The sequence below is a fragment of the Pseudomonas sp. CCC3.1 genome (assembly GCF_034347405.1).
In the GTDB taxonomy this organism is placed as follows: domain Bacteria; phylum Pseudomonadota; class Gammaproteobacteria; order Pseudomonadales; family Pseudomonadaceae; genus Aquipseudomonas.
In genome coordinates this window covers 872,999-896,688 of sequence record NZ_CP133778.1, presented here as the reverse complement: position 1 = coordinate 896,688, position 23,690 = coordinate 872,999, and the positions used below count along the sequence as shown (strand labels likewise).

Genomic DNA, 23,690 nt, shown 5'->3' with positions numbered 1-23,690 from the left:
CATCGTCGACGTGCCGCGGCTCAAACATCATGCGAGACTAGGCTCCCGCAGCTGGATTGCGCGGGTCTTTTTACGCTCAGGAGTCTTCATGTCGCTGTCCAGCGGGCTGATCGCCGCCGTCGCCCTGGCCTACATGGCCATTATGTTTGCCATTGCCTTTTATGGTGACCGGCGCAGCAAACCGCTGCCGCCGCGGGTTCGCGCGTGGGTCTACAGCCTGTCCCTGGCGGTGTATTGCACCAGTTGGACATTCTTCGGCGCCGTCGGTCAGGCCGCCGAACAACTCTGGTCGTTCTTGCCCATTTATCTGGGGCCAGTGTTGCTGTTGGTCTGCGCACCCTGGGTGCTGCAAAAGATGGTGATGATCAGTAAACAGGAAAACATCACCTCGATTGCCGACTTTATTGCTGCGCGCTATGGCAAATCACAGTCCCTGGCAATTGTTGTGGCACTGATCTGCCTGGTCGGGGTCTTGCCTTATATCGCCCTGCAACTCAAAGGCATCGTGCTCGGGGTGAACCTGCTGATCGGCGCCGGAGCCGACACCACGGGCACCCGCGCCCAAGACACCGCGCTGTTGGTTTCACTGGTTCTGGCGCTGTTCACCATTGTGTTTGGCACACGCAACCTCGATTCCACCGAGCACCACCGGGGCATGGTGCTGGCGATTGCCTTTGAATCGCTGGTCAAGCTATTCGCGTTTCTCGCTGTCGGCGCGTTTGTGACCTACGGCCTCTATGACGGCTTCGATGACCTCTTTAGCCAGGCCATGCTGGCGCCGCGGCTTGAGGAATACTGGAAAGAAACCATCAACTGGCCATCCATGGTGGTGCAAACCGGCGTCGCCATGATGGCAATCATCTGTCTGCCCCGGCAATTCCACGTGACCGTGGTTGAAAACATCGAGCCGCAAGACCTGCGACTGGCCAAATGGGTGTTCCCGGCCTACCTGATTCTGGCGGCGCTGTTCGTGGTGCCGATTGCCCTGGCAGGGCAAATGATGCTGCCAAGTTCAGTGCTGCCCGATTCGTTCGTTATCAGCTTGCCACTGGCGCAAGCGCACCCGGCGCTGGCCGTGCTGGCCTTTATCGGCGGCGCCTCGGCCGCCACCGGCATGGTGATTGTGGCCAGCGTGGCGCTTTCAACCATGGTGTCTAACGACATGCTGCTGCCGTGGTTGTTGCGACACAAGAACGCCGAGCGCCCGTTTGAAGTGTTCCGTCACTGGATGCTGTCGGTGCGCCGCGTCTCGATTGTGGTCATTCTGCTGCTGGCCTATGTCAGCTACCGCCTGCTGGGTTCAACCGCCAGCCTCGCCACAATCGGACAAATTTCCTTCGCAGCCGTGACTCAACTGGCACCCGCCATGATCGGCGCGCTGTACTGGAAACAAGCCAACCGTCGCGGTGTTTTCGCGGGGCTCGCGGCGGGTACATTCATTTGGTTCTACACCTTGGTGCTGCCGCTGATCGCCCATAGCATGGGCTGGCACCTGGGGCACTTTCCAGGGCTCGCGTGGCTGCACAGCAACCCGCTGGGCCTGCCCATCACCCCGCTGACCCAAGGCGTCGTGCTGTCCCTAGCGGGTAACTTCACCCTGTTTGCCTGGGTTTCGGTGCTGTCGCGTACCCGCGTCTCGGAGCATTGGCAGGCAGGCCGTTTTATCGGCCAGGAAATCAGCAGCCACCCCAGCGGTCGCTCGATGCTCTCGGTACAAATCAACGACCTGCTGACCCTGGCAGCGCGCTTTGTCGGTGAAGAACGTGCCCGCCAGAGCTTTATCCGTTTTGCCTATCGACAGGGTAAAGGCTTCAATCCCAATCAAAACGCCGACGGCGAATGGATCGCCCACACAGAGCGGCTGCTGGCCGGGGTACTCGGCGCGTCATCAACCCGCGCAGTGGTTAAAGCGGCCATTGAAGGCAGAGAAATGCAACTTGAAGACGTAGTCCGCATTGCGGATGAAGCGTCAGAAGTCTTGCAGTTCAACCGCGCATTGCTGCAAGGCGCAATTGAAAACATCACCCAAGGCATCAGTGTGGTCGATCAATCACTGCGGCTCGTGGCCTGGAACCGCCGCTATCTGGAACTGTTCAACTACCCGGAAGGCTTGATCAGTGTCGGTCGGCCGATTGCCGACATTATTCGTCACAACGCCGAACGTGGCCTGTGCGGCCCCGGTGAAGCCGAAGTGCACGTGGCACGTCGCCTGCACTGGATGCGCCAAGGCCGGGCGCACACCTCTGAGCGCTTGTTTCCCAATGGCCGGGTGATTGAACTGATCGGCAACCCCATGCCGGGCGGCGGGTTCGTCATGAGTTTTACTGACATTACTGCGTTCCGAGAAGCCGAGCAGGCACTCACCGAAGCCAACGAAGGCCTTGAACAGCGGGTAGCCGAACGGACCCGCGAGCTGTCGCAACTCAATCAGGCACTGATCGAAGCCAAAGGCACAGCCGAAGCCGCCAACCAATCGAAAACCCGCTTTCTGGCTGCCGTCAGCCATGACCTGATGCAGCCCATGAACGCAGCGCGGCTGTTCTCGGCCGCCCTGTCGCATCAAGAAGACTTGAGCCCCGAAGCGCAAACACTGGTGCAGCATCTGGACAGTTCGCTGCGCTCGGCCGAAGACTTGATCAGCGACTTGCTGGATATTTCCCGCTTGGAAAATGGCAAATTCACACCTGACATCAAGCCTTTTGCGATCAATGATCTGTTCAACACCTTAGGCAATGAATTTACCGCCCAAGCGCAGGAACAGGGCCTCAAGTTCAGGGTTCGCGGCAGCCGTTTGCGGGTCAACAGCGACATCAAATTGCTGCGACGTATTTTGCAAAACTTCCTGACCAACGCGTTTCGCTACGCCAAAGGCCCGATATTGCTGGGCGTACGTCGCCGTGGCGATCAGTTGTGTCTGGAGGTGTGGGACCGCGGCCCCGGCATCCCGCAAGACAAGCTGCAGGTTATTTTTGAAGAATTCAAACGCCTGGACAGCCATCAGACCCGCGCCGAAAAAGGCCTGGGCCTGGGTCTGGCGATCGCAGACGGCCTGTGCCGAGTGTTGGGGCACACGCTTAAAGTGCGCTCATGGCAAGGTAAAGGCAGCGTATTCAGTGTCAGCGTGCCGCTGGCGTCTGCTCAAAGCGAACCGAAAAGCATCGCGACTGAACACAAAGGCCAATCCGTCACCGGCGCCCAAGTGCTGTGCGTAGACAACGAAGACAGCATTTTGATTGGCATGCACAGCTTGCTGACGCGCTGGGGTTGCCGCGTCTGGACAGCCAGAAACCGTGATGAGTGTGCTGCCTTGCTCAACGATGGCGTGCGCCCGCAACTGGTGCTGGTGGACTACCACCTGGACGATGGCGAGACAGGCACCGACCTGATGGGCTGGCTGCGTGCGCAACTGGGTGAGCCCGTGCCGGGCGTGGTGATCAGCGCTGACGGGCGCCCGGAAATGATTGCGCAAGTGCACGCGGCAGGCTTGGAATACCTGCCAAAACCGGTCAAACCTGCGGTGTTGAGAGCGTTGCTGAGCCGGCATGTGCCGCTGTAGGAGCGAGCGTATTTCGCGATCGTTTAAAAGATCAAAAGATCGCGAGGCAAGCTCGCTCCTACAAGGGCCGCGTTAGATCTACTCCGAGGGGTGCGCCACGCCGTCAACGTCGGTCATGGCACGCTCCAGCAGTTCGGGCGGCAAGCTTTTACTCGCCCGCGCGCCTAGCAATTTGAGCTGCTCGCTGCGGCTTACAAGGTTCCCGCGTCCGTCTGTCAGTTTATTGCGGGCGGCTGCGTAAGCTTTGTCCAGTTGTTGAAGGCGATTGCCGACTTCATCCAGGTCCTGAATAAACAGCACGAATTTGTCATACAGCCAGCCTGCGCGCTCAGCGATTTCACGGGCGTTTTGGCTCTGACGCTCTTGCTTCCAAAGGCTGTCAATGACCCGCAACGTCGCGAGCAACGTGGTCGGGCTGACGATCACAATGTTGCGATCAAAGGCTTCTTGAAACAGGTTGGGCTCAGCTTGTAACGCCGCAGAAAAAGCCGCTTCAATAGGCACAAACAACAACACGAAATCCAGACTGTGCAGCCCCTCAAGGCGCTTGTAATCTTTGCCGGCCAGGCCTTTCACATGGTTGCGCAGCGACAATACATGCTGCTTGAGGGCCGCCTGGCCGATCACGTCGTCATCGGCGCCGACATACTGCTGATAGGCCGTGAGGCTGACTTTGGAGTCGACCACCACCTGCTTGTCACCCGGCAACATGATCAGTACGTCTGGCTGAAAGCGCTCACCGTCCGGGCCTTTCAAGCTGACTTGGGTCTGATACTCACGCCCCTTTTCGAGCCCCGCGTGTTCAAGCACCCGTTCCAGAATCAACTCGCCCCAGTTGCCCTGGGTCTTTTGACCTTTCAAGGCACGGGTCAGGTTGGTGGCCTCATCGCTTAGACGCAGGTTCAGTTGCTGCAAGCGCTCCAACTCTTTACCCAGCGAGAAACGCTCGCGGGCTTCCTGCTGATAGCTTTCTTCGACACGCTTTTCGAACGACTGGATCCGCTCTTTGAGCGGGTCGAGCAATTGCCCGAGGCGCTCATTGCTGGTCTGCGCAAAGCGCTGCTCGCGCTCATCGAAAATTTTGCCTGCCAGCTCCGAAAACTGCGCCCGCAGCTCATCACGCGAACCTTGCAAGTCGCTCAGACGCTGCTTGTGGCTGTCTTGCTGCTCACGCAACTCGGCGCTCAGTGCGGCGGCCTGAGCGTCCAGACGGCGTAATTCGGACTCTTTCTGTGCCCGTTCCAGGCTCCAGGCATGCGCGGCATCGCGGGCGTTGTCGCGCTCCAACTGGAGCAATTCGACTTCGCGGCGCAATGCGGCAAGTTCTGCCTGTTTGGCGGCGTTGGCCTGCCCCAGATCGCTGACCTCATCACGGCTGGCATCCAGCTGGGCACTCAAACCTTCTTGTGCCAACTGCGCCATGTTCAAGCGCTCATCCAGCAGATTCAGCTCTGCCTGATGCCCGCTGGCACGCCGCTGCAACTGCCAGACAAGCGCCAGCAACGGCACACCTGCCAGCGCCAGGCCCAGCAAAATGCTGTTCAGGTCCAAGGCCATAACCACTCCGCACACGGTAAAAGAGCAAGGTTAACCAAGCTCAAGGATCGAAGACAGCTCAGTCTTCGATCTTGTTCAGTTCCAGCTGTGCAAGGCGGTCGCCAGCACGGGCGGCCTGGCGCAACAGTTCGTGACCAATGCGCTGATCACGGGCGCTGCCGCAATCACGGCACATCAATTGCCCCAAACGGCTTTGTGCCAGCACGACGCCTTGGCGGGCGGGCTGTTTGAGCAAATGACCGGCAACCTGCTTGACGCTGGGGTTAGCGCCCAGGCGAGGGTTGTCCAGCAACCAGACCGCAATCCGCAAAGAAAAACGTTTTGGGGCTTCGGGTGGTGTGTTGGAACGAGCAACAGAGGAAGTAGAGGTGCGAAACTTCATAAAACACTGTAGGGCAGAACAGAAGGCGCGCCACTCTACTCCTTTTTTCGCTGGGGTAAAGACGTAAAAAGTCTATACCCGCGATCTAGAGCAAGCGCGCGGGACAATCCACAGATCCTGTGGATAAGTCAGTGGACAACCCCCGTTTACCCCCCGCAAACGCCCACCCTGCGGGGCTTCGAGTCAAACTGTCGATTTTTTCACCAATTAAAAAAAACGATGTTTTTCATTGACTTAAATTTTCAGAACAGGCTAGACGCCTGTGTAGACGGGTATCAAAAGCGATTGTGGCAATTGCACTGCAAATGTGTACAAGTTCACATTCCACTCAATTTATCGGGCAACAGCAGGGCTAAAAATGTAGGACCGCACACCGATAAAGACCGAGGAACAGAGTACGTTGCAATGGCTAATGCCTCAGTCACCACGCTGGAAAATCGGCCAAAGTAGGCTAACACCAGAGTCGAAAACCCTTGAAATCAGCCCTGTCATTTCCTTGCGTTAACCGCACTTCGTGACGGCAACTGAATGTATTTTTACTAGCACACTTGCATTTAGAATTTCAACCCGATAGTATCCGCAGCGTTAGTACCAAGCTGAAAGTCAATTCGGGCCGAACAAATCCCCTCAGCGACCTCCGAAAAAGAGCAGTCACGCTGATATAACGGGATCGACCCCCTCGATGGTTTCCAGGTAAATCTTGCGTCGATACAGCCTTTGAACATACACAAAGGGTATCGCGAAGTTTTTTACTCTGACCGAACCAACCTGCAAATTGATCAGGATCTTCACCCGGAGCACGGAACCTTAGCTCCTGTTGTGATTGCCTGCCCTCCTAAGTACCTACCTGCCAGCCCAAGCGCCACATACTTAATGCGCTCCAACTGGCGGCTTTGTTCCAGTCAGGTTCTTCGTCCAGCCAAAGATGGCGCGACGTCACTGGAACGTTTTAACGCAGCACGGATCATATCCGTGTCATTTGTAGGAACACCTAATAACTATGTCGACTCAAATCCACACTCAGGATGCCATTCGCACCCTAACCAACGCCTTTGCTCCAATGAACTGCCTGATTATGGCCGCTCGCAAAGGATGCTTCAGCTTTACCCTGGTCAACGAACACGGCATTGCTCGTCACAGCGAGCGCCTGTATCCCGATCAATATTCCAGCGCAGAACCTCTGCAAGCTGTGATCGAGCGTACTCGTCAGGCACTGACTGCCTAAGTACCCAGCAAGCGTTTACACAACAAGCCCTGCCTGATTAGCAGGGCTTTTTGTTGCCTGCGATTTATGACATATCCAGCATCGCTTAAGTACTTGCGGATATATCACTAACACCTAGAAGCTATAAATGTTTTAAAAACATACCTTTACAGCAAGAATATGACACTACACTTCAACTCAAGCGGCGCGTTCCGCTTCCGGCGCCCCCACACAACTCACTGCTGCCAAGCGCTTGAGGGTCGCCGGCCATTTTCAGCCGTTGAGGACGATATGGGGATCGCTGCCAGGGAGTTGAGCCTTTATGTGATTCGGCCAACGCTTCTTTATCTGGGCCAAAACAACCCGGATGCCGAAGCTTTATTACTGGGCATTGCAGCCAGCCAATCAAGTTTAGGGTCGGCGCTGCATAACCGCCGCGGCCATGGCCTTTACGGCATACGCGAGCCTCGCCACAGCGCATTGTGGGATGTGTACCTGGCCCGCGACCCGGATTTGGCCAGCCAAGTACGCGGACTGGCCAGTCAGCATGCATTCCTGCGTAGCCCTCATCTGGAATTGACGGTTAATTTGCGTTACGCCACCGCCATTGCCTGGCTGCTGGTTGAAGAGCAAAAAACCACCATTCCACACGTCGATGACGTACTCGGCATGGCAAGAATATGGCGCCAAGTATTTGAGCCACAAGGACGTTTACGCGATTACATAAATGCTTGGCACAACTGCGTTACGCCCCTCAATCAGGTTGCCTGATTGAGAAACTTCCTACAAAAACATGCAAATGATCCAAAACCGGTCGGATTGTCCTACAAAACAACGTTATCTTCTGCGATTTAGCCTATAGCGCTTACACAAAAATGTTGGTAGTTTTCGTCCGGTGATCAAAAGGAGTTCTAATAATGAAAAAAGTAATGCTCAAGACCACACTTAGCCTCGCCGTCACTTTGGCTTCCAGCCAGATTTTCGCCAGCGGCTTCGCCCTCAACGAACAAAGCGTTAGCGGTATGGGGACCGGCTTCGCGGGTCGTTCATCTTCTGCTGACGATGCAAGTACCGTTTTCGGTAACCCTGCCGGTATGGCCCGCCTTGACGGACAGCAAATCACAGGTGGTTTCGCAGTTATCGATGCGTCGACTGACATCAAAGATGCTTCGGGTAAATACTCAGGTACCAACAAAGGTGACATGGTTCCATTCACCGGCGTGCCAATGGGTTTCTACACCAACAAAATCAATGACCAGTGGGCTGTCGGCTTCGGTGTGTACGCGCCTTTTGGTCTCGTTACCGACTACGAAAGCAGCTTCCAGGGCCGCGCGTTCGGCAGCAAAAGTGAAGTTAAAGTCGTCACTTTGCAGCCAACTGTCAGCTACGCCTTCAACGATCGGGTTTCGGTGGGCTTTGGTCCGACTATCAACCGCATCTCCGGCACCCTGGAATCAGAAATCACTGTCAACCCTGCACTGGGTGACAACAATGTGAAGATCAAGGGCGACGATACTGCTCTGGGCTTCAACATTGGCGTGCTGGTACAAGCAACAGATACCACCCGCATCGGCCTGACCTACCACTCCAAGGTCAACTACAAGCTTGAAGGCCACACTGAAGTCTCGGCCAGCCAAGGTACCAGCGCTTTCGGCTATCTGAAGAATGGTCGCTATGACGCCACTCTGAAAATCGAAACCCCTGAGTCCTACGACCTGTCGGTCACTCAAGACATCAACGATGCCTGGAAAGTCTACGCAGGTTCGACCTGGACACGCTGGAGCCGCCTGAAAGACATCACTGTCAACAACGAAGGCGTAACTGCTGCTGGCGGGGCTCTTGCTCCGACCCTGTTCACTTCCATCAAGGAAGAACAGAACTGGCACGATACCTGGGCTTACGCCATCGGTACTTCGTATCAGTTGAACAAGCAGTGGGTTCTGCGTACTGGTCTGACTTGGGACCAATCGCCTACCAACAATGAAAATCGCTCGCCACGTATCCCCACTGGCGACCGTACGATCTTCAGCGTAGGTGCTGGCTATGCAGTCAACGAGAACCTGGCTATTGACGTTGCTTATTCCTACCTCAAGGAAGAGTCGGTCAAAGTTAACGATTCCAATGCACTTAACAGCTACAGCTCCAAGTACGAAAACAGCGCTAACGGCTTCGCAGTCGGTGCAACGTACAAGTTCTAATTCACCACGAGTCTGAACTGCTCGCCAGCTGAAACAAAAAACCCGCTCTCTTCATCGAGGCGGGTTTTTTTGTGTAGGAACTAAGACTTTGAAGCGATGGCTTTTTCTATAGCCTCAACCAACTCCGGGTTGTCCGGCTTGGTCAGACTGGAGAAGCTGGCAATGACCTTGCCTTGCCGATCGACAACATACTTGTAGAAATTCCACTTCGGCGCGCCGGCTTGCTCCGCCAGCACCTTGAACAGGTGTGTCGGATCAGCGCCGCGAACCTTTTGCGGCTCAGTCATGGTGAAGGTCACGCCGTAATTGACGTAGCAGACCTTGGCGGTCTCCGCGCCATCCTTGGACTCTTGCTTGAAGTCATCCGATGGCACGCCAATCACTTCCAGCCCTTGCGCCTTGAAGCGTTGATTCAACACCTCCAGCCCTTTGAACTGCGGCGCAAAACCGCAAAAGCTCGCCGTGTTCACAATCAACAAAGGCTTGCCAGCGAAGCGCTGGCACAAATCGATAGACTCTTTGGCCCGCAGCTTGGGCAACGAGCCCTCCAGTAATGGCGGGCAATCGGCCGCCCAGACAGAACCGGCGCACGCTAACAGCAGTACGGGCATCGCAATCCAGCGCTTCAGCATGATGAGTGTCCTTTAGCAAAGAGGCAGGCACAGAACTTACTCGCCCCTGTAACGCTCTAGCAAGCGCCCATGCCTAACTGAAGCAAAGCGAGGCCGCCCTGATGCCACCCCCACCAGGTCAGCGCCAGCAAGAGAAAGCCCGCACTGGCTGCACCTAGCCAAAGCCACGCTGATTTCACGCCACGCTTCCTTGTGCTTGTAAACGCGCTACCGGGCGCTCACGTACCGGCCAATTCAAGGCTGCTGCCAACAGGCTCAGCAAAATGGAACCTTGCCAAATCAGGTCATAGCTGCCGGTTTGATCATAGACCACCCCGCCCAGCCAGCCGCCCAGGAATGCCCCCAACTGGTGGAACAGGAAGACGATCCCGCCCAGCATCGACAAGTTACGCACCCCAAACATTGTCGCAACGGTACCGTTGGTCAGGGGCACGGTCGACAGCCACAAAAAGCCCATGGTCATGCCGAACAGGTAAGCGCTGAATTGCGTCACCGGAGCCCACAAGAACAGCACGATCACCACGGCTCGCGCCAGGTACAGCGCCGTCAGCAAGCGCGGCTTGGACATACGCCCACCCAACCAGCCCGCCGTGTACGTGCCAAAGATATTAAACAGACCGATCAACGCCAAGACGGTGGTGCCCACGGTGGCGGGCAGATGCTGATCGACCAGATACGCTGGCAAGTGGATGCCGATAAACACCACTTGAAACCCGCACACAAAAAAACCAAACGCCAGCAACCAGAATCCCGAGTGACTGCACGCTTCGTGCAGCGCTTCTTTAAGGGTTTGCTCGCCGCCCAGACTTGGCATCGGTCGGTCCTTGAGCATGCTCACCAGCGGCACAATCAATGCCACCAACAACCCCAGCACGAGCAATGCCGACGACCAACCGAGCCAACCTATCAGGCCCAGCGTACCCGGCAACATTGCAAATTGGCCAAAGGAGCCAGCGGCACTGGCGATCCCCATGCCCATGCTGCGCTTTTCCGGCGGCAAGGCACGCCCCACGACCCCCAAAATGACCGAGAACGAAGTACCAGACAGACCGATACCGATCAACAAGCCGGCACTGAGCGATAACGTCAGTAACGAATCAGACAAGCCCATCAGCACTAGGCCGACGGCGTACAACACGCCACCGATCAGCACCACCTTGGCCGCACCAAAGCGGTCGGCCAATGCGCCGGTAAACGGCTGAGCCAGCCCCCAGATCAAGTTCTGCAAGGCAATTGCGAAGGCAAAGACCTCACGCCCCCAGCCAAACTGCGCGCTCATTGGCGGCAAAAACAGGCCGAAGCCATGCCTGACCCCCAACGACAGCGCCAAAATCAGCGCACTGCCCACCAACACCCACACACTCGCCCGCCACACCGATGTCATTGTTATTCTCCGCAAGCGGGTATATACCCATTTCTATTCGTACAACGGGTACTTAATCAGCACCCGCCAGCTCATCCAGTAACTGCAAGAGTTGTTCGCGCCGCTCTTCGCCCAAACGGTCGATCAGGCGTTGCTGCGCGGCTTCCCAGGCTGGCCAGGCAGCGCTGAAGCACTTCTCCCCTTCGACAGTCATGCAGACCAGCCGATTACGCTGGTCCTGACCTTCAGACAGCTTCACCAGCCCGGCGCTTTCAAGCACCCGCAGATTACGCCCCAACGTACTGCGATCCAGCCCCATGGCCTCAGCCAGGCTGGAAATACTGGGCTGATCCAGTCGCTTGAGATTACTCATCAACGAAAACTGAGCGACATTAATCCCGAAGCCATCAAGGGCTCCGTCGTAATGTTTGCTGATGCCCCGCGACGCGCGCCGCAGGTTGGTGCATAAACACTGGGTTGGTAACATTTTGTATGTATATACCCGCAATAAAAGAGAATCAAGATTTAAAAAATCTCTGTGGGAGCCGAAGGCTGCGATCAGGCAACGAGTAGCGCCAAGCCCACCAACACCAGCACTTCAAGCAACTCCAGCAGTGCCCCCGCTGTATCACCTGTGGTGCCGCCCAAGCGTTTGATCATCACCCGGCGCAGCCATATAAAGCCTGACGCCGCCAGCACCATGACCCAAAACCCGGCCAGCACGACACAGGCCAGCGCACTCAGCCCCAACACCCACCAGCCCGCCTTGCGCGGCAAATGGTCGGCCAGGGCTTGCCCCAAACCACCCGCCCGTACATACGGAGTGGTCAGGAACACGGCCAGCAAGGCGCTGCGCCCGATCAGCGGGACGATCAACAAAACAGCGGTGTGCTGCTGTTCGATCAGCGCCAGCAACGCGCAAAACTTGAGCAGCAACACCAGCACCAGCGTGACCACAGCAATCGGACCGCTGCGTGGGTCTTTCATGATGCTCAGGGTACGCTCGCGATCCCCGAAACCACCCAGCCAAGCATCCGCGCTGTCCGCCAGACCATCCAGATGCAACCCGCCACTGAGCAATACCCAGGCCGTCAGTAGCAGCGCCGCGTGCAACATCAACGGCGTGCCCGTCAGTACGCTGTTCAACGCCCACAGCAACAGGCCAAACAGCAGCCCGACCAGCGGATAAAACAACAGCGAACGCCCCAGTTCCTGAGGTTGCGGCATGCCAGGCAAGCGAATCGGCAGGCTGCTCAAAAACTGCAAGGCGATCCAGAATGGCAGCATGTTCAGCGCCCCTCGCTCAACACGCCATGTGCGTCGACCTGCAACTCGAACAATGCACCATTGACCACCTGGATCTGTAGCAACTGTTCCCGAGGCAAGCCACGCGCCTGCGCCAGCAGCAACTTCATCACCCCACCGTGACAGACCACCAAAACCCGCTCGCCCGCATGCATTTGCTGCAAACGATTGACGGCTGACAACACACGCGTCGAGAACTCAAGCACCGGTTCGCCATCAGGCGGGGTAAACGCGTAAGGGTCAGACCAAAACAGGCCCAGCGCCTCGGCATCGGTTTCCATCAGCGCGGCTGCGCTTTGCCCTTCCCAGGCGCCAAAGTGCAGCTCTTGCAAGTCTTTGTCGAAGGCCACAGGCAACCTGAGCTGCTCGCCCAACTCACGGGCGAACAAGGCACAACGCTGCAAGGGTGAACTGACGATACGGTCCCACGGGCCCTGCCCCTCAACGGCTGCGCGCATTTGCGCCCAGCCCGGCGCCGTCAGCGCGTCATCCAGGCTGCCGCGCAGACCTCCGCCCAATTCGGTTTCACCATGGCGCAGCAAATCCAGGGTGATGCTCATGCCGGACGGTCCGCGACAGCCGCTTCAGCAAAGGTTGCCATCTGCCCATGCAGGTCACAGGCCAGTCGCACCAGCGGCACCGCCAGCGCCGCGCCACTGCCTTCACCCAGGCGCAACCCCAGATCGAGCAACGGCTGGGCCTGCAAACTGTCGAGCACGTGGCGATGCCCTTGCTCGGCGCCGCGATGGCTGAACACCAACCACTCGCGACACTCCGGATTCAAGCGCACGGCCACCATGGCCGCGACGGTGCAGATAAAGCCGTCCACCAGCGCCACGATACCGGCTTGCGCGCACGCAACATAAGCACCGGCCAAGGCCGCAATTTCAAACCCGCCCAAGCGAAACAGCGTCTGTAACGGGTCGTCGAGGTAGCCGTCATGAAACGCCAGCGCCCGCTCAATCACCTGCGCCTTATGGCTGACCCCGGCCGCATCCAGCCCTGTACCCGGCCCGGTCAGCAAAGAGGCCGAGCAGTTCAGCAGGGCACTGGCCACGGCACTGGCCGAAGCAGTGTTGCCGATGCCCATCTCGCCGCCGACAAACAGTTCAGTGCCCTGCTCTTTTGCCCGCGCAATACTCTCGCGACCGGCAGCCAGCGCTTTCAAGCCTTGCGCATCGCTCATGGCAGGGCCCGTGGCGAAGTTCGCCGTGCCAGCCCCCAGCTGTAAATGCCGCACGCCCGCCAGATTAAGCATCGGAGTCACGGTGCCCAGGTCCACCACGTCCAAATGCGCGCCCAACTGGCGGGCCAACACGCTGATAGCCGCCCCACCGCTGACAAAATTGTGCAGCATCTGCCCGGTGACCGCCTGCGGATAAGCCGACACACCTTCGGCGACCACGCCGTGATCACCGGCAAAAATCGCAATCCACAGCTGGTCGGCGCGCGGCTTCAATCGACCCTGCAACCCGGCCAACTGCACCGCCAGGGCTTCGAGTTGCCCCAGCGAACCGGCAGGTTTGGTCAACTGCTGCTGACGCTCGGCCGCGGCTGCTTGCATGTCACGGTCAACCGGTTTGCACGGGTTCAGCCACCACGGAGTATTCATAGAGCAGTTCCTTTCAGGGTCAGGGGCAGGCCCGCCACGGTCAGCACCACTCGCTGACAACGCTCGGCCAAGGCTTGATGCAACCAACCGGCTTCATCGACATAGCGGCGAGTCAATTCGCCCAGCGGCACGACACCCATTCCGGTTTCGTTGCTGACAAAAACAATCTCGCCCGGCAAGTGGGCCAGGCATTCCAGCAGCGCATCACGCTCGGCGCTCAAACGCTGCGGGTCTTCGAGCATCAGCAGGTTGGTCAGCCACAACGTCAGGCAATCCACCAACAGGCACGTGTCTGCGCGAGCGTTCTCACGCAGTACGCGGGCCAGTTCAATCGGTTCTTCTATCAAGCCCCACTGTTCAGGACGACGTTCACGATGATGGCGCACCCGCTCGTTCATCTCGCCGTCCAGCGGCTGGCTGGTGGCGATGTAGATGACAGCGCAGCCAGAGTCGGCCGCGAGCTTCTCGGCCAAGCGGCTTTTACCCGAGCGGGCGCCACCCAAAATCAGTTGCAGCATGCCAATAAACCTCTAAAGGATGACGCCTCCCTTGTCGAAGCGAGCTTGCTCGCCCCCACAAGGATTGGTGCGTTTCAGATCCCGCACAGTTCGCGCAAGTACGCCGTGTCCAGGTGCTTCTCGACCATGTCGGCCAGGCGCTCGATGTCGCGCTCGCGCAGGGCGTGGTAATCCACCTGCTGCACGTCCTGCAAACCGGCCCAGCGCAGCAAGGCGCTACAGGCGGCAGGCGACTCGAACACGCCGTGTAGATAGGTGCCGAGGATTTGCCCGTCAGCACTTTGCGCGCCGTCACAACGGCCGTCATCCAGACGCACCACAGGCTGTTCCAGCGCCACACCCGTGGTCACTCCCGCGTGAATTTCATAGCCGCTGACCTCGGCGTTTTCCAACACTAAATGTCCACGCACGTTACGCAGTTGTTTCTCAGCCGCCAGTTCGGTGCTGAATGCCAGCAAACTCAGGCCATCGCTGGAGCCCGCTGCGCCTTCCAGCCCCAGCGGGTCATGCACCTGCTCGCCGAGCATCTGCAAGCCGCCACAGATGCCTAGCACTTTGCCGCCGTAGCGCAAGTGCCGACTGATGGCCGTGTCCCATCCATTGGCGCGCAAATAGGCCAAATCACTGCGCACGCTTTTTGAGCCCGGCAGGATGATCAAGTCCGCGGGAGGAATCGGCTGACCCGGCCCGACAAACTGCAAGTTCACCTGCGGGTGCAGGCGCAACGGGTCGAAGTCCGTGTGATTGCTGATGCGCGGCAACACCGGCACTACCACGCTGAGCACCTGGTCAGCCTTGTCGGTCTGGCGCTGGTCGATGCCATCTTCGGCTTCAAGGTGCAGGTCCAGCACGTAAGGCAGCACGCCGATCACCGGCTTGCCAGTGCGCTGTTCCAGCCAGTCGAGCCCCGGTTGCAGCAAGGCGATGTCGCCACGAAAGCGGTTGATGATGAAACCTTTGACCCGCGCCTGCTCGGTCTCGGACAGCAGTTCGAGCGTCCCGACCAGATGCGCAAACACCCCGCCACGGTTGATGTCGGCAATCAGCACCACCGGGCAATCCACCGCTTCGGCAAAGCCCATGTTGGCAATATCACCGGCGCGCAAATTGATTTCGGCCGGGGAGCCCGCGCCCTCAACCATGACCACCGGGTAGGCGGCGCTCAAGCGTTGATGCGAGGCCAGCACAGCTTGCATGGCGATGGCCTTGTAGTCGTGATACGCCACCGCGTTCATGCTGGTGACCGCCCGACCATGAATGATCACTTGCGCGCCGGTGTCGCTGTTGGGCTTGAGCAGCACCGGGTTCATGTCGGTGTGCGGCACCAGCCCGGCAGCCTGCGCCTGTACGGCCTGGGCGCGGCCAATCTCGCCACCTTCAGCCGTCACGGCACTGTTGAGCGCCATGTTCTGCGGCTTGAAAGGCACCACGCGCACGCCTTGACGGGTCAGCCAGCGGCACAAGGCCGTGACCAAGGTACTTTTGCCGGCATCGGACGTGGTGCCCTGCACCATCAATGTGCTCATGACACTCCCTTAGTGAACGCTTGGCTATAAGCCTGTAACGCCTGTTCCAGCCTTAACCAGTCAGCCTCATCGGCGGGCAGACCAAAACGTACGCTGCTGTTGCTGGTAAACAGGCGCAGCAAAATGCCGCGCTGCGCCATAAATTCGTAAAGACGCTCGGCATGCGGCGTGATCAGCCACTGGAACAGGGCGCACCCGCCTTGCGGGAGCAAATCATGCAGGCCCAGCAATCGCTGCAAACGCTCACTGGCCAGCGCGGTGCGTTCGCGCTGGAGGGCATGGCTGGCGGTGTCGAGCAGGCACGCCTGGCCCACAATGCGGGTCGGGCCACTGACAGCCCAAGGCCCGACCTGTTCGGCCAGCAGCTTGAGCAACCGGAGTTCGGCCAGCACAAAGCCTAAACGCACGCCAGCCAGGCCAAAAAACTTGCCGAATGAACGCAACACAATCAACCCGGTACGCCAACTCTCAGCCGCCAGACTCAAGTCGGGGGTGTTGTCCATAAAGGCTTCGTCCACCACCAGCCAACCGCCACGCTGCGCCAGCCGTGCGTGCCACTCCAGCAAACGCTCAGGGGACAGGTTCAAGCCCGTGGGGTTATTGGGGTTCACCACCACCAGCACATCCAGCGTGTCGAGGTAGAAGTCGACTTCTTGATCCATGACTTCGCGCACGATGTGCCCGCTGCGCCGCCACGCTTCGGCGTGCTCGGCGTAACACGGCGACAGCACGCCCACCTTGCCACTGCGGCGCAACCGCGGCAGTAACTGGATCGCACATTGCGAGCCCGGCACCGGCAAGGCATTTTGCGCGCCGTAGTAAATGCAGGCCGCTTGCTCCAGGCCATCATCGGTTTCGGGCAAACGTGCCCAGGCCCGTTCCGGGACAGGAGGAATTGCAAAAGGCCAAGGCGCCAGACCACTGGACAGATCCAACCAGGCCGACTCGGCAATGCCGTAGTGCAAGGCCGCCTGACGTAAACGCCCGCCGTGTTCAAGCATAGAACTCACTCCCCACACACAGGATCAGTAACCACAGCCACACCCCGCGCTGTACCAACTGCCAGCCGCGGCCGATTGAGTCAGCATCGGCGGGCACGCCTTCACCCAGTTGCGGGCGTTCATGCAGCTCACCGTGATAAATTGCCGCTCCACCCAGCTCGACACCCAGCGCACCGGCACCCGCCGCCATCACCGGCCCGGCATTGGGGCTGTCCCACTGCGGCGCCTGTTGACGCCAGCACGTGATCGCCAAGCGCGTCTTGCCCAACAAGGCGTAGGTCAATGCCACCAGCCGTGCAGGAATATAGTTGAGTACATCGTCGATGCGCGCGGCGGCCCAGCCAAAACGCTCAAAGCGTTCGTTGCGATAGCCCCACATCGCGTCCAGGGTGTTGCTCAAACGGTAGAGCACCACGCCCGGCGCACCCGCCACGGCAAACCAGAACAAGGCCGCGAACACCGCATCGCTGCCGTTTTCAAGCACCGACTCTGTGGCCGCGCGCGCCACTTCGGTCGAATCCAGTTCACTGGTTTGACGGCTGACCAAATACCCGACCCGCGTGCGGGCCTCGTCCAGATCATTGGCGCGCAACGCCTCGGCCACCGGCTGCACGTGCTCACCCAGGCTGCGCATGCCCAGCGCGCAGTACAACGCCAGAATCTCCACCAGCCAGCCGATATAAGGCAGCCACGACAACGCCGTGGCCACAAGGGTCAGTGGCAACACCGCCAGCACCCAGGCAGTCACGCCATGGCTGCGCCAGCCCCGCCCGCCTGAATTGAATCGCTGCTCGATGCGCTCAGCCATGCGGCCAAACGCAACCAGTGGATGCCAGCGTTTAGGCTCGCCGAGCAGCGCATCCAACGCCACACCGGCAACGCACAACAACGCCACACTCATGGCTTCACTCCCCAAAAATTCTCGTACACCAACTCACTCAGCGGACGTGCTTGCGCCCACCCTTCCAGCACCAGCATCGGCGCAGGATAAAACGCCTCGACCGGGCCCAGGCACAACACCGCAAGCGGCTTGGCACCGGCGGGCAAGCCCAGCAAATCTGCCAGCGCCTGCGGCTCGAACAATGACACCCAGCCCATTCCCAGACCTTCAACCCGCGCTGCCAGCCACAGGTTTTGGATGGCACAAGACAACGACGCCATGTCCATTTCCGGCAACGTACGACGGCCGAAAATGTGCTTTTCGCGATCATCCATCAACGCCGCCACCAGCACCTCGGCGCAATCGTTGATGCCCTCGACCTTGAGGGTCATGAATTCATCCGAACGCTCACCCAGCGCCTCGGCAGTGCGTACTCGCTCGTCTTCAACGACCGCTTGAATCTTGCCCCGCAGCTGGCGGTCGGTGATGCGGATAAACCGCCACGGCTGCATCAGGCCCACACTCGGCGCCTGATGCGCGGCTTCCAGCAAACGTGCCAGCAGCTCAGGAGCCACGTTGCCCCCGCTGAAGTGCCGCATGTCGCGGCGTTCAGCAATGGCCCGATACACCGCGGCCTTTTCTTCAGAACTAAATGCGTTGTCGCTCATGACACCTTCACGGCACACGGCGCGAACAACGCAGCCATGGCCTGGGGATTGGACGGAAAGTAAAAGTGCACGTAAGACGCTGTCATACGCCCTTCGCGATACACAGCCTCCGCACCGCGCCCGCCATTGGGGCTCAGGCCACGTGCGACAGGCTCAAGCTCGGTGCTGGTCAGCGAGTGGTGATAGGTATGTCCGCGCAGCAGGCCTTCCGGCATCTCGACTGCCTGCAACGCCAGGGCCGCCAAGCGTTTTTGCATGGTCGCCTCGCCTTTGAGCAAGCCGACCAACTCGGCGCGCTGCCCGTCGACGTCGGTCAAGGCATCCAGCAGATAGAGCATGCCGCCACATTCGGCCAGCAGCGGTTTACCCGCGTGATGGTGAGCTCGGATTGCCTCCAGCATCGAGGTGTTGCGCGACAGCTCAAGGTGATGCAGCTCCGGGTAGCCGCCCGGCAAATACAGACTGTCAGCGGCAGGCAGTTGCGTGTCGCGAATCGGCGAGAAAAACACCAGTTCGGCGCCCATTTCACGCAACAGCGCCAGACTCGCGCCATAGGTAAAGGCAAAGGCTTCATCGCGCGCCACGGCAATCCGCACCCCGGCCAGTAACGCCTCAACGGCGACAGGTTGTGGCGCGGCAAACTCCACCGCCGGTGGCAGCGCTACCTCACAGGTGCTGGCCAAGGCATTGGCCGCTGCATCGAGGCGTGCATCCAGGTCATTCAGTTCGCTGGCTTGCACCAGGCCCAAATGCCGGCTTGGCAGTTCAATCCCGGTCTCGCGGGACAACGCGCCGTACCAGCGCAAGCCTTCGGTCAGGCTGCCTTCGAGCAACTGCGCATGACGCACCGTGCCGACCCGGTTAGCCAGAACCCCGGCAAACGGCAGGTCTGGCTGATAACGCGCGAGCCCCAGGGCCAGCGCGCCGAAGGTCTGGGCCATGGCGGTGCCATCAATCACCCCCAACACCGGCACGCCGAAATGCCGCGCCAGATCAGCGCTGGACGGCGTGCCGTCGAACAGGCCCATCACGCCTTCGATCAGAATCAGGTCCGCTTCACCGGCCGCTTCCCACAGCAAGCGACGGCTTTCATCGGCGCCTACCATCCACAAGTCCACCTGATACACCGGCGCACCGCTGGCGCGCTCCAGGATCATGGGGTCGAGGAAATCCGGGCCACATTTAAATACCCGCACCTTGCGCCCTTGATTGCGATGCAATCGGGCCAAGGCGGCAGTAACGGTGGTCTTGCCCTGACCGGAAGCCGGCGCGGCGATCAGTACCGCCGGGCAATGACGCGACTCTCTCATGCTTCAACACTCACAATTCAATGCCTTTCTGGGCTTTGATCCCGGCCTGGAATGCATGCTTGATCACACCCATTTCAGTCACGGTATCGGCCAGATCAATCAGTTCAGGTTTAGCGCCACGCCCGGTGACAAGCACATGCTGCATCGGCGGACGGGCTTGCAGGTCACTCAGCACCTGCTCAAGGTCGAGGTAGCCGTGCTTGAGCGCAATGTTCAGCTCATCCAGCACCACCAGCCCAATGGACGGATCACGCAACATCTCGCGAGACACTTCCCACGCTGCTTCGGCGGCCGCAATGTCTCGCTGGCGGTCCTGAGTTTCCCAGGTAAAGCCCTCGCCCATCACGTGATAGCGCACTTGTTCAGGGAAGCGACGGAAAAAAATCTCTTCGCCGGTGCTGTTACGGCCCTTGATGAACTGCACCACGCCGCATTGCAGGCCGTGGCCCATGGCCCGGGCCAACATGCCAAAAGCCGAACTGCTTTTGCCTTTGCCATTGCCGGTCAACACCAGCAACAGGCCGCATTCGTTAGGGGCACTGGCAATGCGCTCGTCCATAACGGCTTTTTTGCGCAGCATGCGCGCCAGGTGACGTTCGTCGCGTTCGGGGGATTCATTCATGGCAGCTCTCCGTTGGGGCTGAATTAAGCAAACGGGAGGCGGGAGAATTCATTAAAAACGACACACCTTCGCCCGCCGCAAGGGTGCTGGATGGATCAGGCCGGTCTCCGGGCTCATGAGCGGGGCGCTTTTATACATAAAACGCCACCTGACCACGCGCCTTCCCGTGCATAAAACACAGTGGCATTGGGCGTGATGTTGACTCATTTACCGTTGCGGGGGCAGCGCCGGGATCAAAGCGGTTGTGTGGTTAAACACGCCCTCACCGGCTTCCCTGTTTCACTCGGCCAACCTTGGGTTGCAGAGCACCTGAAACAAGCCGCGAAGGTTAGAGGGTTGGGGGTGGAGCGTCAATTAAAGCCCGTCAGAACGGACGCAAGGCTAAGCCATTATTAAGGTATGGGTGAAGCCTGGCAGGTTTCGTGGCTGAGGTTGCCGTAGCTGCCGTGCCTGTGGACCTCAGGGCTTTGGCCCAGCAAGTTGCCCGCCGGATCGTGGATGACGTGTTCGGGGTGGCACCTCGGTCAGGCGGTCGAGCGGATCATAGGCGTAGCTTTTTTACCCTTTACGGCTGTCGCTGTTATTAGCCGGCGATGTTTGAGCAAGGAGCCCTGCTGTTACATGATTTGCGCCTGCTTTCGAAGCGGTGGCCTGTGAGCTGTTCTCTACTGAGGTTGTTGGCGTTGAGGGCTGGGCCTGTAATGCAGGTTAATCACCCTATAAAGGCGCGAACATTAGGCTCTGTACGAAATGTATCTACGCTCGGTTATGCGGCGTTGAAAACAGGCTCGGAATGCTCATTTACAGCCCGTAAACTCCGCTTCCTCGCCTGTTTTCGCCTTGCCTAACCTTCGCTCGAAAACATTTCGTACAGCCCCTAGAAACAATCATGAATCAATAACAAAAAAGGTCTGATTACTCGACCGAACTTAATTTTTTTAACCTCCGACAGTGAGGCCATAAAAATCTGCGAGTCGTTCAGACCCTCCTTGAATTACGCATCATTTATACGTTGTTAAATGTTAAATCACAGAATGCGCCCACCTCCTAAAGAGTCTATACAGCATGCATACTTGTCTTCTGTGATGGTGATGTCGCCAGGGGATTTTATATTGGCGACAGGGAGTTCAGTAGCATAGACCTGACCAACTGCAGCCAAGCCCCAGAACAGCAGCAACATAGCAAAGAAATTATTCTTAACAACAGTCATGATTATCCATCCTTCATATGTGTTGGTTTGCGATAGTTAGCGTTAATTAGTGCTGTTGACAATTAATGCTAACTGATTTTATTAAGGCTGTGACTTCTCGGGGGATACACGAGAAGAAAGATTGAGTGCTAAATAATGTAGGAGCTGTCTCTCAGATAAGAAAAGTCTGAAGTACTTGCTGACTTTAGATACTCTCGCTGTCGGTGTGGGACTGCAGTCGGCCTTGTTGGTAGTGGTAGATGCTTTTTCAATGAACACATATAAACGATTTATTCTCAGCCATTGCAGGGACTCCGAAGCTTAATGCGATCAAAAATGCACAAAATTCAAAACCGCACATTAGCCCACCGTAAAGCTGGGCTGCAGGGAGTAACGACATCCCAAAAGCGTTGTAAGTGAGATGCCAGCGGGTAGTCGTTATTTTTGGGGGCGCCAGTTTTTTCCATCTCTTTATTCCATAAATCGTAATTATCTATTGATGAAGTTTTAATCCTCCCCGCATGCATCCCCCATAATTTATCCCTCAGCGACTTCTCCAACTCCGGATTTGGCTGCGCAATGCCCAACGCCGAGTCACTGTGCAGACTGCGGAGTTTGAGTGATAGTCACGCAAGGCGCTGCGGGTGGAACGGGTGTTCAGGCCCGCTGCAAAGTGGTTGATTGACGGCTCTTCGGCCACCAGGCCGCTGCCGCTGTGAAAGGGTACGGGGTGTTCGAGTTTGGCGAAGGCGTTCTGGCCGTCGCCGAACACCAGGTTATGACTGACACGACAAAAAACAGGAGATCCACATGTTTAAACGCAAGCACGCTGTTGTCATCGTTCTAGCAGCAGGGCTGGCAGCCTGCGGTGAGACATCGACCCTACAAGTCGCGGACGGCACCGGGCCCTCACCCACACTGCCAGAGCCGAACAAGACGCTGATTCCCACTGTCAACATCGCCCCGGCCATTGGCTGGCCAGCGGGCGCCAAACCGATGGCAGCTCAAGGTTTGCAGGTGCAGGCTTTTGCCGAAGGCCTTGATCACCCGCGCTGGCTGTATGTGCTGCCCAATGGCGATGTGCTAGTGGCGGAAACCAACGCCCCGGCCAAGCCGGATGACAGCCAAGGGCTTCGCGAATGGGTCGCAAGCAAGGTCATGGGCCGCGCCGGTGCGGGCGTTCCGAGCGCCAATCGGATCACCTTGTTGCGCGATACAGACCACGATGGAAAGGTCGATACCCGCACCGTGTTTCTTGAGCACCTTAATTCGCCCTTCGGCATGACTCTGGTGGGCAATGACCTGTACGTGGCGGACGCCGACAAACTGCTGCGCTTTCCTTATCAACCGGGTGAAACCTCCATCAGTGCGCCACCGACCAAGATTGCTGATTTGCCGAGCGGCCTGAACCACCACTGGACCAAAAACGTCATCGCCAGCCCCGACGGCAAAAAGCTCTATGTGACGGTGGGTTCCAACAGCAACGTCGGCGAAAACGGCCTGGACAAGGAAGAAGGTCGCGCCGCGATCTGGGAAGTCGACCCCGCGACTGGCAGCCACCGTATTTTCGCCTCGGGGCTGCGCAACCCTAATGGCATGGACTGGGAGCCGAAGACCGGCAAACTGTGGACCGCCGTAAACGAACGCGACGAGATTGGCAGCGATCTGGTGCCCGACTACATCACCTCGGTCCGGGATGGCGGCTTTTACGGCTGGCCCTACAGCTACTACGGGCAACACGTCGATACACGGGTCAGCCCGCAAAACCTCGATTTGGTCGCCAAAGCGCTTGCCCCAGACTACGCGGTGGGCCCGCACACGGCCTCGCTGGGCCTGAGCTTTGCTGAACACAGCAGGCTGCCGAACTTCACTGACGGGGTATTCATTGGCCAGCATGGCTCGTGGAACCGCAAGCCGCACAGTGGATACAAGGTGATTTTCGTGCCGTTTACTGACGGCAAACCCGCAGGCATGCCGATCGACGTGCTGACGGGCTTCCTCAGCGCAGACGAGAAAGCCATGGGGCGACCGGTTGGGGTGGTGATCGATAAACAGGGGGACTTGCTGGTGGCCGATGATGTCGGCAACACGATTTGGCGGGTATCGGGGAAGTAAGCCTTAAAATCCCTCCCAGGCTGTGGGAGCCTGGCTTGCCAGCGATGCAGGC

At 58.4% G+C, this 23,690-nt stretch carries 21 protein-coding genes and 1 riboswitch; of the genes, 5 read left to right on the top strand and 16 right to left on the bottom strand.

Features of this window, described 5'->3' with window-relative positions:
* The first annotated feature begins 88 nt into the window (after nt 1-88).
* Nucleotides 89-3,556: a NahK/ErcS family hybrid sensor histidine kinase/response regulator gene (locus RHM56_RS04065; RefSeq protein WP_322238847.1), complete on the top strand. Its 3,468-nt coding sequence runs from the start codon at nt 89-91 to the stop codon at nt 3,554-3,556.
* A 78-nt stretch (nt 3,557-3,634) separates the two neighbouring features.
* Here RHM56_RS04065 and rmuC read toward each other — a convergent pair whose 3' ends face one another.
* Together rmuC and RHM56_RS04055 are read right to left on the bottom strand one after the other, a co-directional pair.
* Nucleotides 3,635-4,999: a DNA recombination protein RmuC gene (gene rmuC / locus RHM56_RS04060; RefSeq protein WP_322241697.1), complete on the bottom strand. Its 1,365-nt coding sequence runs from the start codon at nt 4,997-4,999 to the stop codon at nt 3,635-3,637.
* 172 nt (nt 5,000-5,171) lie between these two features.
* A complete protein-coding gene (locus RHM56_RS04055; RefSeq protein WP_322238845.1) occupies nt 5,172-5,495 on the bottom strand; it encodes a sel1 repeat family protein in 324 nt (107 codons plus the stop codon).
* 1,000 nt (nt 5,496-6,495) lie between these two features.
* On the opposite strand from RHM56_RS04055, the gene RHM56_RS04050 reads away from it, so the two are divergent.
* The 3 genes from RHM56_RS04050 (at nt 6,496) to RHM56_RS04040 (ending at nt 8,897) form a co-directional block, all read left to right on the top strand.
* Entirely contained in the window at nt 6,496-6,720 is a 225-nt protein-coding gene (locus tag RHM56_RS04050) for a hypothetical protein (RefSeq protein WP_071482924.1), read from the top strand.
* 270 nt (nt 6,721-6,990) lie between these two features.
* Nucleotides 6,991-7,470, top strand: a complete 480-nt coding sequence (locus RHM56_RS04045) for a hypothetical protein (protein WP_322238843.1) — start codon at nt 6,991-6,993, stop codon at nt 7,468-7,470.
* A gap of 146 nt (nt 7,471-7,616) precedes the next feature.
* Entirely contained in the window at nt 7,617-8,897 is a 1,281-nt protein-coding gene (locus RHM56_RS04040) for an OmpP1/FadL family transporter (protein ID WP_322238841.1), read from the top strand.
* Between the two features lie 80 nt (nt 8,898-8,977).
* Here the strand turns inward: RHM56_RS04040 and RHM56_RS04035 are convergent, their stop codons facing one another.
* From RHM56_RS04035 to RHM56_RS03970, 14 genes are all read right to left on the bottom strand, one after another.
* Nucleotides 8,978-9,529, bottom strand: a complete 552-nt coding sequence (locus RHM56_RS04035) for a glutathione peroxidase (RefSeq protein ID WP_322238839.1) — start codon at nt 9,527-9,529, stop codon at nt 8,978-8,980.
* Nucleotides 9,530-9,704: 175 nt separating this feature from the next.
* Entirely contained in the window at nt 9,705-10,904 is a 1,200-nt protein-coding gene (locus RHM56_RS04030) for an MFS transporter (protein WP_322241696.1), read from the bottom strand.
* Nucleotides 10,905-10,965: 61 nt separating this feature from the next.
* A complete protein-coding gene (locus RHM56_RS04025; RefSeq protein ID WP_322238837.1) occupies nt 10,966-11,379 on the bottom strand; it encodes a MarR family winged helix-turn-helix transcriptional regulator in 414 nt (137 codons plus the stop codon).
* Nucleotides 11,380-11,450: 71 nt separating this feature from the next.
* On the bottom strand, nt 11,451-12,179 hold the full coding sequence (locus RHM56_RS04020) for an adenosylcobinamide-GDP ribazoletransferase (protein WP_322238835.1): 729 nt from the start codon (nt 12,177-12,179) through the stop codon (nt 11,451-11,453).
* 2 nt (nt 12,180-12,181) lie between these two features.
* Nucleotides 12,182-12,757: an alpha-ribazole phosphatase family protein gene (cobC, locus tag RHM56_RS04015; RefSeq protein WP_322238833.1), complete on the bottom strand. Its 576-nt coding sequence runs from the start codon at nt 12,755-12,757 to the stop codon at nt 12,182-12,184.
* Nucleotides 12,754-13,809, bottom strand: a complete 1,056-nt coding sequence (gene cobT / locus RHM56_RS04010) for a nicotinate-nucleotide--dimethylbenzimidazole phosphoribosyltransferase (protein ID WP_322238831.1) — start codon at nt 13,807-13,809, stop codon at nt 12,754-12,756. Before cobT ends, cobC begins: the two co-directional genes overlap by 4 nt.
* Nucleotides 13,806-14,327: a bifunctional adenosylcobinamide kinase/adenosylcobinamide-phosphate guanylyltransferase gene (gene cobU, locus RHM56_RS04005; RefSeq protein ID WP_322238829.1), complete on the bottom strand. Its 522-nt coding sequence runs from the start codon at nt 14,325-14,327 to the stop codon at nt 13,806-13,808. The genes cobT and cobU overlap by 4 nt, the downstream gene beginning before the upstream one ends.
* A 74-nt stretch (nt 14,328-14,401) precedes the next feature.
* The gene (locus RHM56_RS04000) at nt 14,402-15,853 is read right to left on the bottom strand and encodes a cobyric acid synthase (RefSeq protein ID WP_322238826.1); all 1,452 of its coding nucleotides are present in this window, start codon (nt 15,851-15,853) and stop codon (nt 14,402-14,404) included.
* Entirely contained in the window at nt 15,850-16,854 is a 1,005-nt protein-coding gene (gene cobD / locus RHM56_RS03995; RefSeq protein WP_322238824.1) for a threonine-phosphate decarboxylase CobD, read from the bottom strand. The genes RHM56_RS04000 and cobD overlap by 4 nt, the downstream gene beginning before the upstream one ends.
* On the bottom strand, nt 16,847-17,755 hold the full coding sequence (gene cbiB / locus RHM56_RS03990) for an adenosylcobinamide-phosphate synthase CbiB (RefSeq protein ID WP_322238822.1): 909 nt from the start codon (nt 17,753-17,755) through the stop codon (nt 16,847-16,849). The genes cobD and cbiB overlap by 8 nt, the downstream gene beginning before the upstream one ends.
* Nucleotides 17,752-18,402, bottom strand: a complete 651-nt coding sequence (gene bluB / locus RHM56_RS03985) for a 5,6-dimethylbenzimidazole synthase (protein ID WP_322238820.1) — start codon at nt 18,400-18,402, stop codon at nt 17,752-17,754. The genes cbiB and bluB overlap by 4 nt, the downstream gene beginning before the upstream one ends.
* Nucleotides 18,399-19,712 carry a cobyrinate a,c-diamide synthase gene (locus RHM56_RS03980; protein ID WP_322238818.1) on the bottom strand — a complete coding sequence of 438 codons (1,314 nt, stop codon included), beginning with the start codon at nt 19,710-19,712 and terminating at the stop codon, nt 18,399-18,401. The genes bluB and RHM56_RS03980 overlap by 4 nt, the downstream gene beginning before the upstream one ends.
* Before the next feature lie 10 nt (nt 19,713-19,722).
* Nucleotides 19,723-20,334 (bottom strand): cob(I)yrinic acid a,c-diamide adenosyltransferase, encoded by a 612-nt coding sequence (gene cobO, locus RHM56_RS03975; RefSeq protein ID WP_019407948.1) that lies wholly within the window; start codon nt 20,332-20,334, stop codon nt 19,723-19,725.
* Between the two features lie 80 nt (nt 20,335-20,414).
* Nucleotides 20,415-20,662, bottom strand: a riboswitch (cobalamin riboswitch).
* Between the two features lie 699 nt (nt 20,663-21,361).
* Nucleotides 21,362-21,544 carry a hypothetical protein gene (locus RHM56_RS03970; RefSeq protein WP_322238815.1) on the bottom strand — a complete coding sequence of 61 codons (183 nt, stop codon included), beginning with the start codon at nt 21,542-21,544 and terminating at the stop codon, nt 21,362-21,364.
* Between the two features lie 789 nt (nt 21,545-22,333).
* Between RHM56_RS03970 and RHM56_RS03965 the strand changes: the two genes are divergently transcribed.
* On the top strand, nt 22,334-23,638 hold the full coding sequence (locus RHM56_RS03965) for a sorbosone dehydrogenase family protein (protein WP_322238813.1): 1,305 nt from the start codon (nt 22,334-22,336) through the stop codon (nt 23,636-23,638).
* Nucleotides 23,639-23,690: the final 52 nt, after the last annotated feature.